At 63.2% G+C, this 12,399-nt stretch carries 11 protein-coding genes; 4 read left to right on the top strand and 7 right to left on the bottom strand.

Annotated features, from left to right (window positions below; translation table 11 throughout):
* Positions 1–6 precede the first annotated feature (6 nt).
* A complete protein-coding gene (locus tag MAFF_RS16195) occupies positions 7–870 on the bottom strand; it encodes an RNA polymerase factor sigma-32 (protein ID WP_010912003.1) in 864 nt (287 codons plus the stop codon).
* A gap of 326 nt (positions 871–1,196) precedes the next feature.
* Here MAFF_RS16195 and MAFF_RS16190 point away from each other — a divergent pair, with 326 nt between their 5' ends.
* The 3 genes from MAFF_RS16190 to MAFF_RS16180 all read left to right on the top strand — a co-directional run bounded on the left by MAFF_RS16190 (position 1,197) and on the right by MAFF_RS16180 (position 3,558).
* Positions 1,197–1,970: an amino acid ABC transporter substrate-binding protein gene (locus MAFF_RS16190; protein WP_044548384.1), complete on the top strand. Its 774-nt coding sequence runs from the start codon at positions 1,197–1,199 to the stop codon at positions 1,968–1,970.
* Between the two features lie 137 nt (positions 1,971–2,107).
* Positions 2,108–2,788, top strand: coding sequence for an amino acid ABC transporter permease (locus MAFF_RS16185; RefSeq protein ID WP_010912001.1), 681 nt, complete (start codon positions 2,108–2,110; stop codon positions 2,786–2,788).
* Positions 2,785–3,558: an amino acid ABC transporter ATP-binding protein gene (locus MAFF_RS16180; RefSeq protein ID WP_010912000.1), complete on the top strand. Its 774-nt coding sequence runs from the start codon at positions 2,785–2,787 to the stop codon at positions 3,556–3,558. The genes MAFF_RS16185 and MAFF_RS16180 overlap by 4 nt, the downstream gene beginning before the upstream one ends.
* A gap of 85 nt (positions 3,559–3,643) precedes the next feature.
* Here the strand turns inward: MAFF_RS16180 and MAFF_RS16175 are convergent, their stop codons facing one another.
* The 5 genes from MAFF_RS16175 to MAFF_RS16155 all read right to left on the bottom strand — a co-directional run bounded on the left by MAFF_RS16175 (position 3,644) and on the right by MAFF_RS16155 (position 10,242).
* Entirely contained in the window at positions 3,644–4,225 is a 582-nt protein-coding gene (locus tag MAFF_RS16175) for a CarD family transcriptional regulator (protein WP_010911999.1), read from the bottom strand.
* A gap of 369 nt (positions 4,226–4,594) precedes the next feature.
* Complete coding sequence (gene fdxA / locus MAFF_RS16170) at positions 4,595–4,933, bottom strand: ferredoxin FdxA (RefSeq protein WP_008873823.1); 339 nt, start codon at positions 4,931–4,933, stop codon at positions 4,595–4,597.
* A 249-nt stretch (positions 4,934–5,182) separates the two neighbouring features.
* Positions 5,183–5,569: an RNA-binding S4 domain-containing protein gene (locus MAFF_RS16165; protein WP_044548383.1), complete on the bottom strand. Its 387-nt coding sequence runs from the start codon at positions 5,567–5,569 to the stop codon at positions 5,183–5,185.
* A 14-nt stretch (positions 5,570–5,583) separates the two neighbouring features.
* Entirely contained in the window at positions 5,584–8,970 is a 3,387-nt protein-coding gene (locus tag MAFF_RS16160) for a helicase-related protein (protein ID WP_044548382.1), read from the bottom strand.
* 678 nt (positions 8,971–9,648) lie between these two features.
* Positions 9,649–10,242, bottom strand: a complete 594-nt coding sequence (locus MAFF_RS16155) for a TetR family transcriptional regulator (RefSeq protein ID WP_244420799.1) — start codon at positions 10,240–10,242, stop codon at positions 9,649–9,651.
* Positions 10,243–10,315: 73 nt separating this feature from the next.
* Between MAFF_RS16155 and MAFF_RS16150 the strand changes: the two genes are divergently transcribed.
* Entirely contained in the window at positions 10,316–11,566 is a 1,251-nt protein-coding gene (locus MAFF_RS16150; RefSeq protein WP_010911995.1) for an FAD-dependent oxidoreductase, read from the top strand.
* Between the two features lie 48 nt (positions 11,567–11,614).
* Here the strand turns inward: MAFF_RS16150 and phbB are convergent, their stop codons facing one another.
* Positions 11,615–12,340: an acetoacetyl-CoA reductase gene (gene phbB / locus MAFF_RS16145; protein ID WP_010911994.1), complete on the bottom strand. Its 726-nt coding sequence runs from the start codon at positions 12,338–12,340 to the stop codon at positions 11,615–11,617.
* Positions 12,341–12,399: the final 59 nt, after the last annotated feature.

Genomic DNA, 12,399 nt, shown 5'->3' with positions numbered 1-12,399 from the left:
CGGGAGTCACGCGGCTGTCGCCAGAAATTCCGGGTTCTGTTTCACCAGCGCCACCTTGAGCTTTTCCATGGCGCGGGCCTCGATCTGGCGGACGCGTTCCTTGGAAATGCCGAGCGTCTCGCCGAGTGCCTCGAGCGTGGCGCCCTCGTCGTTCAGCCGGCGTTCCTCGATGATCCTGAGTTCCCGCGCGTTGAGCGCGTGAAGGGCTTCTTTCAACCAGAGTGAACGGCGCGCGACATCGATCTTGTCGCCGACAATCTCGTCAGGCAGGGGATCATCGGAAACCAGGAAGTCCATCCGCTCGGTGGCACCCGCATCGTCGGCAAGCGGCATGTTGAGCGAGGAGTCGGGCGCCGACAGCCGTGAATCCATCATCGCCACGTCAGCCTCGGAGACGCCAAGCGCCACCGATACTTCGCGATAGAGGGTCGTGTTGGAAAGCGGCTCGGCGCCATTCGCCAGCCGGGCGCGCAGGCGGCGCAGGTTGAAGAACAGGGCTTTCTGCGCGGAACTGGTTCCGCCGCGCACGATCGACCAGTTGCGCAGGATGTAGTCCTGCATCGAGGCGCGGATCCACCACGTCGCATAGGTCGAAAACCGTACTTCGCGTTCGGGCTCGAAGCGGGCGGCGGCCTCGAGCAGGCCAACATGGCCTTCCTGGATCAGGTCGCCGAGCGGCAGGCCGTAATGGCGGAATTTCGAGGCCATGGAAATCACCAGCCGCATATGGGCGACAGTGATGCTGTGCAATGCGTTCTGGTCGTTGTCTTGCTTCCAGAGCAAGGCCAGCCGATGTTCCTCGTCGCGTTCGAGATAGGGAGCTTTCATCGCCGCGCGGACCATGATCCGTCCTGCCGTGTCTTCCATCATGAGGCGCTCCCTGGCTGAGGCGATACAACCGACGTTACGAACTTGGCAGGGCGCCGGTTGAAATCGCGGCGTCGCGCCCTAGAACAGCCAAAACTGCCATGCGCGAGAAAGGTTCCGCTGGCGCGGGCGGGCGAGAGATGTTGTCCGGACGATTTCGACGCGGTTGCCGGGGACGTTCGGACGCTGCGGGGAATCGCATTTAGAGAATTTGGTTTCGGAAAATCTTTGTTTTTGAAATCTGGTTCCTTATTCTTTCGGCTCGCATCTGTCATTTTCCGGCCCTCACAACAGGCCTGATGTCAGGCCAAGGACGGGATCACAAAAAAATGAAATGGCTCAAGTCGCTTATCGTCGCCGGAACGCTGCAGGCCCTGGCGGTCACATCAGGCCATGCCGGCGCCAATCTCGATCAGATCAAGCAGGCCGGCGTCATCAAGGTCGGTACGGAAGGCACTTACGCGCCCTTCACCTACCATGACGCGTCCGGCGCGCTCGTCGGCTTCGACGTGGAGATCGCCAAGGCGATCGCCGACAAGCTCGGCGTCAAGGTCGAGTTCCTCGAAGGCAAATGGGACGGGCTGATCGCCGGTCTCGACGTCAAGCGCTACGACGCCGTCATCAACGAGGTCGGCATCACCGACGCGCGCAAGGCCAAGTACGATTTCTCCGATCCCTACATCGCCTCCAAGGCGGTGCTGATCGTGCGCGGCGACAACACCGACATCAAGACCTTCGCCGATCTCAAGGGCAAGAAGTCGGCGCAGTCGCTCACCTCGAACTTCGGCAAGCTCGCCGAGGCGAGCGGCGCCGAACTGGTCGGCACCGACGGTTTCGACCAGTCGATCCAGCTGCTTTTGACCGGCCGCGCCGATGCCACCATCAATGACAGCCTGTCGTTCCTCGACTTCAAGAAGCACAAGCCCGACGCCAATGTGAAGATCGCCGCGCAAGAGGAAAATGCTGATTATTCCGGCGTCATCGTGCGCAAGGGCGATGCGGAACTGGTTGCCGCCATCAACAAGGCGCTGGCCGATATCAAGGCCGACGGCACCTACAAGAAGATCGCCGACACCTATTTCGGCCAGGACGTTTCGAAATAACTTTGAGTGGGGCGAGTTGTCGCTCCCGCAATGCATCCAGCGGCGGGCCGTCTTTGACGGCTCGCCGCTTTTGTCGTGACATGGCCGGCGCATTCGCGCTTCGATGAAGCCATCTCGATCATTCTGGAGGGTCCTTCGTGCCGCACTGGCTCCAACTGATGCTGGAATCGCTGCCTTCGCTGCTCTGGGCCGCCCTGATTTTCACCGTGCCGCTGACGCTGTCGTCCTTCGTGCTGGGCCTGACCGTTGGCCTGGGCGCCGCACTCGGCCGGCTGTTCGGGCCGAAGCCGCTGGTCATGCTCGTGCGCTTCTATGTCTGGATCTTCCGCGGCACGCCGCTGCTGGTGCAGCTGTTCCTGATCTTCTACGGCCTGCCGTCGGTCGGCATCCTGCTTGATGCTTTTACCGCAGCGCTGATCGGCTTCACGCTCAACATCGGCGCCTACACGTCGGAAATCATCCGCGCGGCCATCGGCTCGGTGCCGAAAGGCCAGTGGGAAGCCGCCTATTCGATCGGCATGACCTGGAGCCAAGCGATGCGGCGCACCATCTTGCCGCAAGCCGGACGGGTCGCGGTGCCGCCGCTTTCCAACACCTTCATCTCGCTGGTCAAGGATACCTCGCTGGCCGCCGCCATCACCGTGCCCGAAATGTTCCAGGCCGCGCAGCGCATCGTCGCCACCACCTATGAGCCGCTGATCCTCTATGTCGAGGCGGCGATCCTCTATCTGGCGATGAGCTCCGTGCTGTCGGCCCTGCAGACGCGGCTGGAGGAACGGCTCAACCGCTATGGTGGCTTCCTGGAGGCACGCGCATGATCGGCCTCACCAATATCGAAAAGCGCTTCGGCGACAATCTCGTGCTCAAAGGCGTGACGGTCGCGATCGCCGAAGGCAGTGTCACGGCACTGGTCGGCCCTTCGGGCGGGGGAAAGAGCACGCTGTTGCGCTGCATCAACCTCCTGGAGATCCCGACCTCGGGCACGGTGCGCATCGGCGACGAGACGCTCGCGTTTCGCCCGGGCATCAAGGTGCCGGCCGCCGACATCAGGCGGCTGCGCCTGCAAACCGGCATGGTGTTCCAGAATTTCCAGCTGTTTCCGCACCGCACCGCCATTGAGAATGTCATGGAAGGGCTGGTGACGGTGCTGAAATGGTCGCCTGAGAAGGCCCGCGAGCGGGCGCTGGCCTTGCTGGAAAAGGTCGGGATGGCGCACAAGGCCGATGCCTGGCCGGCGACGCTCTCAGGCGGCCAGCAGCAGCGCGTGGCGATCGCCCGGGCGCTCGCGCCGTCGCCGAAAGTGCTGCTGTGCGACGAACCGACTTCGGCGCTCGATCCGGAACTGGCGCAGGAGGTGGTCGACGTGCTCGGCAAGCTCGCCAGCGAAGGCACGACCATGGTGATAGCGACGCACGATCTGCGGCTTGCCTCCAAGATCGCCCAGGAAGCTGTGTTCCTCGATGCCGGCGTCATCGTCGAGCAGGGGCCGTCCGCCGTGCTCTTCGGCAATCCGGAACGCGAACGGACCAAGCGGTTCATCGCGACGCTGAAACAGGAAGCCGAGAAGGAAGGCGGCGGTCAGGCGTAGACGCGGTCCCTACATGCCTCGTTCTGCCTAAACAAAAAACCCGGCGCGAGGGCCGGGTTCTTCGTGAACTTAAAGGCTCGAGAGATCAGGCAGCTTCTTCCTGCTCGGCTTCCTCATTGTCCGCCTTGGCGCCGCGCTTAGGGCCCTTGTTGAGGTTGACCTCGATCAGGCGCACGGCTTCGGTTTCCGACATCCGGTTGACGGCCGCGATCTCGCGGGCCATGCGGTCGAGCGCCGCTTCATAGAGCTGGCGCTCGGAATAGGACTGCTCCGGCTGGTTGTCGGCGCGGTAGAGGTCGCGCACGACTTCCGAGATCGAGATCAGGTCGCCGGAATTGATCTTGGCATCATATTCCTGGGCGCGGCGCGACCACATGGTGCGCTTGACGCGGGCGCGGCCCTGCACGACCTTCAACGCGCGCTCGACATAATCCTCTTCCGACAGCTTGCGCATGCCAATGGAGGTCGCCTTGGCGACCGGCACCTTCAGGCGCATCTTGTCCTTCTGGAAATCGATGACGAACAGTTCCAGCTTATGGCCGGCCACTTCCTGCTCGTCGATCGACACGATCTGGCCGACGCCATGCGCCGGATAGACGATGTACTCGCCGGTCTTGAAACCGTGACGCGCACCAGTGGACTTCTTCTGCGGGGTGATCGTTGCCATTACGCCCTGAACTCCTTGTTGTGGGCCGGCGGCGGTGCCGGCTGAACTCGTGCGACCGGGGAAACCGATCGTTAGCCGCACAACAGATGAACCCACCGGAAAGGCCGGGACCGGCAAACCGCACGAACTGCGACCGCCTGGCCCAGATCGCTCTGGTCCGGAATGGGATTTTCACCTTTCAGTGATTTGGGGCGTCTGCGCCATAAATCGACGTTGTGTCACCGGCATGTTTGGCTGATGTAGCACAAAAAGTCGGAAGAATCAAGGTTTTGCTGCGTAAGCGAAGGCCACAACCAATCGCCGCCTGTCAAGGCGGTTAATCCGATGTGCCTGTTACGCTGCGTCATACAAGCCTTTGCGGCCGAATTGTCAATCGCCTTCGCCAGGCTCGGCGGAGAAGTATTTCTCGAACTTACCGGCCTCGCCATCGAAGGTCTTGGCGTCGGCCGGTGGCTCCTTCTTGGCGGTGATGTTGGGCCATTTCTCGGCATATTCGGTGTTGATCTGCAGCCATTTGTCGAGACCTGGCTCGGTGTCGGGCTTGATCGCGTCGGCCGGGCATTCGGGCTCGCAGACGCCGCAGTCGATGCACTCGTCGGGATGGATGACGAGCATGTTCTCGCCTTCGTAGAAACAGTCGACCGGACAGACCTCGATGCAGTCCATATATTTGCATTTGATGCAATTGTCGGTCACGACATAGGTCATCGGTCGGCTCCGGGACGTCCCAGCTTAATGGGCCAGTTTTCTTGGGCTTTTTCCGTGAGGTAACGCCTTTGTCTCTCGCTTGCAAGGGTTGCCATGCGCGGCCGCTTCGGCGTTGGCGGAATGGAACTCCAGGCGGCAGGCGCTGCGAGGGTGGCTGATGTCCCGGGAGCATCTTGTTTGCCGGGTTCGGTTCTGTCCTGCGCCCGCCATTGCCCCGGTAATCGCGGCCTGCGATCTGGCCGGAAAGCCTCAATCTTCGCCAATCAGGCGGTCGGTCTGGCGGCGCTCTCTTTTGGTGGGGCGGCCGCTGCCGGCCTCGCGCAGCGCCGGAATGGCGTCGGGAAGCGCCTCGCCCTTCGGTGTCGGCGGCGGCGACATATCCTCATAGAGGGTGCGGGCTTCCTCCGCCGGGCCGCGCCGGACACCAGCGCCGAGCACCTTCCAGACGAAAATGCGCCGGTCGAGCGTGATGGTCAGCACGTCGCCCGACTTGACCAGATCGGAGGCCTGCGCTGCTTTGTCGCGATTGATGCGCACGCGCCCGGCGACGACGAGCTTCGCCGCCAGCGAGCGCGATTTCACCGCCCGCGAGAAGAACAGCCATTTGTCGATGCGCTGGCGGCCTTCGGCAACCATCGGACCCACCGAGCCTACTTCTTCAGCTGATCGCGCAAGGCGGCGAGCTTGGCGAACGGCGAATCCGGATCGAAGCGCACCGGACGTTCCTCGCGCGGCTTCGGCTGGAAAGCGGGCTTTGCGCTGCCCTTGCCGCGATCGGGACCACCCTTGCCCTCGGGCCGGCCACCCTTCCAGTCGGGTCGGCCTTCGCGGCGTTCGGGACGCTCGCCTTGCGGGCGGCCGTCACGACGCTGTTCGCCCTCACCCTGCGGCTTGGGCTTGAACTTCGAACGGTCGAAGCGCGGCTTGCCGGCGCCATCGCGACGCCCCTCGTGGGCGGGACGTTCTCCGGGTGCGCCGGTGGTTTGCGCAGTGCCGGCCTCAGCCGGCGCATTGCCGCGTCCACGGGCTTGTCCGTTGCGCTGGCGGTTGTTGCGGCCTTCGTGATGACGCGGGCGCTGTTCGAAACGGCCCTGGCGCCACAGCAGGATCGGCTTGGGTGCTTCGGCTTCGGCGGCGGGCTCGCCGGCGGCTTCGGCCACCACGGCTGGCTCGTCCGAAACTGCTTCCGTCGCCGGTGCGGCTTCGGAAACTGGCTCCACTGGCGTCGCCTCGACCGATTCGACTTCCGCTTCTGGCCCGGCAGCAGGTTCACCAACCGCTTCGGCGACAGCGACCTCGGTAGCGGGTTCTTCGACGGCTTCGGCTGGAGCTTCCGGCTGCGCTTCCGCGACCGGCTCTGCTGTCGTTTCCGCGATGACCTCGACTGGCGCTTCGACGGCGGCCTCGGCGGCAGCCGGCTCCGAACCCTCGAACGCCGCCTCCGCGGCCGCGTCCGTTGCGGCGGCTTCGGCTGCCTTGGCCTGCTCGGCGCGCGCGGCTTCTTCTGCCGCAAGTTTCGCGGCAGCGGCTTCCCGCGCGGCATTGTCCTGTGCTTCCAGCCGTGCCTTGACCTCCGCCGCCGGCTTCGGCTCGGCGCGGTAGCCCAGGCCTTTTAGAATCTCTTCCATGTCGTCGGCGGTGGCGCCGAGGATCGACATCATCGGCGGCGTCACCATAAAGGAATGGCCGTCATAGGCGCCGTCCGGACGCTGGCCGAGGCCGGGCTTCCAGTTGGTCGCCGGACGGATGAGGTCCGCCAGCCGTTCCAATATGTCGATGCGCACGGCGCGACGGCCGAGATTGCGGTAGCCGGCCAGCTTGTAGAAAGCCTTGTCGAAGGCCGGATCGATGACCACGGAGGTGCGGCCCGACGCCAGCGCGTGGACGACGTCGCCGAAACCAGGCTTGTCCTTGCCGTCATTCTTCAGCGCCCACAGCAAGGTCACCAGCCCGGCGGGCGCCGGCTTGATCAGGGCGGGCACGAAGACGTGGTAGGCGCCGAAGCGCACACCGAGCCGGCGAAGCGCCGCGCGGCCCTCCTGGTCGAGCGACTTCATCTCCTCGGCGATATCGCGGCGGTTGATGAGACCGAAATTCTCGACCAGCTGGAAGGCGATGCCGCGGCCGATGCCGGAAATCTGCTCGGCGTTCTTCAGGTCGATCAGCGGCTTCAGCAGCGTTTCGATCTGGAAATTGACGAAGCGTTCGGCGCGCGCGGCGACCTTGTCGCGCGCCGGGCCGGTCAGCTGTTCGTCGGCCAAAAGCACGAGGCGCGGCTTCAGCGCGTCTTCGCCCGAAACCAGCGTGCCGATCGGCGCGCCGATCCAGCGCAGCGTGCCATCCGAGCCAAGCGCCAGATCGCCATTGGCACAGGCGCCGAAGCGTTCGGCGCGCGCCTCGAATTCGGCGGCCAGCGCCTTTTGCGCGGCCGTGCGCACGGCCTTGGCGTCTTCGCCGCCGGCGGTCTGGTCGGCGGTGAAGCGGAACCCTTGCAACTCGCCGACATGGTGGCCTTCGACAAGGACGGTTCCGGTAGGACTGATTTCGGCTTCAGGCATGGTATTTTCTCTAAGGCGCCGCATGAGGACGGAAGTCCTGCGGTCTACAAAGCGTTTCGTCAACCGCTCATGCAGCGCATCCGACAATCTGTCTTCGATTTCGCGCGTCTTTTCCTGCCAGTGTGCCTGATCGGCCAGCCAGCCGGGCCGGTTCGACACGAAAGTCCATGTGCGGATCTGGGCAATACGGTGCGACAGCGTGTCGATGTCGCCCTCGGTGGTGTCGGCGCGGCGCACCTGCTCGGCCATGTAGTTCTCGTCGACATGGCCATGACGGGCAAGGTCCATGTAGATCGAGGCGATGAGGTCGGCATGCTGGGCGGGCGCGATCTTCCTGTAGTCGGGCAGCGCGCAGGCTTCCCACAGCAGCGCCACGCGCTTGGCATCGGTGGCGAGCGTGCGGATGTCCTCGTCGCGGGAGAGATATTCGAGCGCCTGCGCGTCGACCGCCGGCAATGCGCGCGTCAGGCCCTCGACCGGCGCGTTGGTCTCGATCGAGCGCTTCAGCGCATCGAGGCTGGCGAAGTCGAAGTGCGCGGTGCGCCACTGCAGCACCTTCACCGGATCGAAGTCATGGCTTTCGATCTTCTTGACCAGCTCTTCGTCGAGCGGGTCGACCTGGCCGGTGACGCCGAACGTGCCGTCGCGCAGATGCCGGCCGGCGCGGCCGGCGATCTGGCCAAGCTCGGCCGCCGTCAAATTGCGGTACTGGTAGCCGTCGAATTTGCGGTTCTGTGCGAAGGCGACGTGGTCGAGATCGAGGTTGAGCCCCATGCCGATGGCGTCGGTGGCGACGAGATAGTCGACATCACCCGACTGGAACAGCGCCACCTGGGCGTTGCGGGTGCGCGGCGAGAGCGCGCCGAGCACGACGGCGGCACCGCCCTGCTGGCGGCGGATCAACTCGGCGATGGCGTAGACCTCGTCGGCGGAGAAGGCGACGATCGCGGTGCGGCGCGGCAGGCGGGTCAGCTTCTTCGAACCAGCATAGGCCAGATGCGACAGCCGCGGCCGCGTCACCACCGAGACGCCCTTCAGCAGGCGTTGCAGGATGCCGTGCATGGTGGCGGCACCAAGCAGCAGCGTTTCCTGGCGGCCGCGCAGATGCAGGATCCGGTCAGTGAAGATGTGGCCGCGCTCGAGGTCGCCGGCGAGCTGCACCTCGTCGATGGCGACGAAGGCGGCGTCCGTCTCGCGCGGCATGGCCTCGACGGTGCAGACCGAATACTTCGCGCCCGCCGGCTGGATCTTCTCCTCGCCGGTGATCAGCGCCACCTTGTGGGCACCGACTTTTTCGCAGACACGCGTATAGACTTCCCGGGCCAGCAGCCTGAGCGGCAGGCCGATGACGCCGGTTTCGTGCGCCACCATGCGCTCGATGGCGAGATGGGTCTTGCCGGTGTTGGTCGGGCCAAGCACGGCGGTCACGTCGCGGCCCGACAGGATCAGCGGCTCAGTGTGTTTCGGCTGGATGTTCATCGACCTGGAAATAAGGCTTTCTGGCCTCTGGTTGTCGGGAGCGTGCCTCAACTGGCGCGTATGACAGCCGACACATAGGGATTTCGGGCGCGAAGCGAAAGCGGAATGTTCCACCGGCGGCTTCGAAAGCAACTCTATCTGGCGCTAAATTGGCTGCTGCTTAACTGATGGAACGAGTCTGGAACGAATCAGCTACGAATCGGCGACTCGCTCAGATTCAGCTTTTGTTCACGGCTACATATGGATTTTGTGGTGCTGATTCTCACCACATGCTGAATCGTCGAACTGGCCCGTTTTATGCTGGGTGAGCCTTGTCCTTAACGTTTGCCGGCAAATGAAAGAAGCAGGTCAGTGGCTATCTCTCAAGATTATGAAATTGTTAATCTTTCTGAATTCGGCGTTAAGGACACACAGCTGAATCCGGGGCATTAACGTTAACTTCCGCTCAAAGCCGGAACGAATCGGCGACAAATCAGCGCCGGCGGCATTTTCCCGTTTTGTTCCCTCAATATCTTGTGTTGTGAACAGCTTATCCACCGAGGATTCACAGGCTTGCCCACAGGGTTCGCACAGGCGGCGCTGCCGCCATTAACTTTTGTGTCTCGCTTCGGGACTGTCGATGCCGAGCCATGGGCTGCGCAAGCGATGCATAACGAGCAGGCCCGCTTTGATGGATGCTCAAGGCGCGTCCTGCCCCACGATATAGCGCTGCAGCGTGGGGCCGACTTCCCGGATGATCTCGTCGTGGGACAGAGCGACGATCGGCGGAAGCCGCAGCAGGTATCGGCACATCGCCAGACCCAGCAACTGGCTCGAAACGAGACCGGCCCGTCGGCCCGCGTCGGCTTGGTCACCGACTGCCGCAACCACCGGCCTCACTTGGTTGGCAAACACCTCGCGCAACTTCTCGGCGGCGAAGTCGTTCGACATCGCCGAACGCAGCAGAATTGTCATGCCCGGACCGCTGGCTGCATCTTCCCAGATTTCGAGAAAGCGCCTGATCAATGTTTCGCCGACGACGGCTAGGTCAATTACCCGCAGTTCCGGCAAACGCAGATCGACGATCGCAGCCCTGGCGAACAGTTCATCCTTGCTGCGGAAGTAGCGGATCACCATGGCGGGGTCGATCGAGGCACGTGCCGCCACGTCGCGGATGGAGGCGCCGTCATAGCCGTGCACGGCAAACAGCGTCCTCGCGGCGTCGAGGATGTGTGCTCGGGTGCGGTCCGACTTGCTGAGTTTCTTCGTCTGATTCTGGGTCATGAAATGCATATGCCAACGGCTGTTGACAAATTCAACGGCTCCAATTAGAAAGTCAACACATGTTGACAAATGGAGAAGGAAAATGTTGCCCGATATGACTGAAATTCTGATCATCGGTGCCGGTCCGACCGGCATGGCGTTGTCGATTGCTTTGCACCAGGCCAATGTCGATCACGTGCTCATCGAAAAGCTTGCGCATGGTCTGCAGACGTCGCGCGCCGGTGTCATCCATGCACAGACGCTGGAATCGCTTGAGCCACTCGGCGTCACTCAGCGGCTGAGTGAGCTTTCCGTGAAGCTGGAAGACTTCGCCATACGCGACCGAAACAGAGCGCTGCTCAAGCTAGATTTCTGCAAGCTCCCATCAAGGCATCCCTATCTGATGATGCTGCCGCAGAACCTGACCGAGCAGGTGTTTGCCGAGCGGATCTCCGCACTTGGCGGCACCATTCATCGCGAAGTCGAGGCTGTGGCGGTTGCTCAAGACAGTGTCGGCGCGCGCGTGACAGTGGTCCAAAACGGCCAAGAGAAGATCATATCGGCTCGCTACGTCGTCGGTGCCGACGGCATGCAAAGCCTGGTGCGCAAGTCGACAGGCATCGAGTTCGACGGCGCGGCCTATGACGGCTCGTTTGTGCTGGCGGACGTTCGTCTCGACTGGCCGGTGGGGCCGACAGAGGTGTCGCTGTTCTTTGCCCCGGCGGGACTGGTGGTGGTGGCGCCACTTCCGGACGGATCATATCGCGTCGTCGCGACAATGGATGAGGCCCCGGAAAAGCCTGATGTCGCCGACATCCAGGCGCTGCTCGACAGCCGCGGACCGACCAGAAACAAAGCCCGGGTGCTTGGCATCGGCTGGAGTTCGCGATTCCGCCTTCACCATCGCCTTGTCCGGGCATACCGCAAGGACCGACTATTCCTGATGGGCGATGCGGCTCATGTCCACAGCCCTGCGGGTGGGCAAGGCATGAACACAGGCATCATCGATGCGGTCGTGCTTGGCCAGTTGCTTGGCGATGTGGTCAACGGCGTTCGCTCGGAGGCGGAACTCGACCTCTATGAAACGCTGCGCCGCCCGGCTGCTCAGGAGGTACTCGACCTCGCGGGCAGGATGACCGACATGGCACTTGCTCGCAATCCGGTGAAGCGGTTCCTGCGCAATCTGGCGCTCTCCGTGGTGGACCTCAGCCCGTTCCTGAAGCGTCGCATCGCGCTGAAACTGTCAGGGCTCAGCCGTGCGCCGCTCGCGCGGCTGCCCGCGCCTTCAGCTATGCCGGGGGCAGTCGAGGCCAGCAAGTCCGAAACCGGACCCAAACTAAAACTCGCCGCCTGACAATGTCGATTGTCAGGCGAGCAGACCTCTGCCGAGCCTCCGGAAGCCTCAGACGAAGTACTGGCCGCCATTGGCCGTGATGGTCGAGCCGGTGATGAAGCCGGCATCCTGCGAGGCGAGGAAGACGACGCAGCGTGCGATCTCTTCCGGCTCGCCGAGGCGGCCGACCGGGATCTGCGGCAGGATGCGCTCGTTGAGCACCTTCTCGTCGATGGCCTTGACCATTTCGGTGGCGATGTAGCCGGGGCAGATGACGTTGACGGTGATGCCCGCGCGAGCGCCCTCCTGGGCGAGCGCCTTCGAGAAGCCGATGTCGCCGGCCTTGGCGGCGGAATAGTTGACCTGGCCGGCCTGGCCCTTCTGGCCGTTGATCGAGGAGATGGTGATGACGCGGCCGAACTTGCGGTCGCGCATGCCGTTCCACAGCGGATGCGTCATGTTGAAGACGCCGGACAGATTGGTGTCGATAACTTCTTTCCACTGGTCGCGGGTGATCTTGTGGAACATGGCATCGCGGGTGATGCCGGCATTGTTGACCAGCACCGAGACCGGGCCGAGGTCGGCCTCGACCTGTTTGATGCCGGCGGCGCAAGCGTCATAGTCGGCGACCGACCATTTGTAGACCGGAATGCCGGTCTCGGCCTTGAACTTCGCCGCCGCCTCGTCATTGCCGGCATAGTTCGCGGCAACCGAATAGCCGGCGGACTTCAAAGCGATCGAGATCGCCGCGCCGATACCGCGCGATCCGCCCGTGACGATTGCAACCTTGGTCATGCATTTCCCCTTTTTGATATCGCCCTGTTTTCGGGCTTGGCAGTCACTGGATATGGAAC

Source organism: Mesorhizobium japonicum MAFF 303099, assembly GCF_000009625.1.
Lineage (GTDB): Bacteria > Pseudomonadota > Alphaproteobacteria > Rhizobiales > Rhizobiaceae > Mesorhizobium > Mesorhizobium japonicum.
This window is presented reverse-complemented; position numbering and strand designations above follow the sequence as displayed.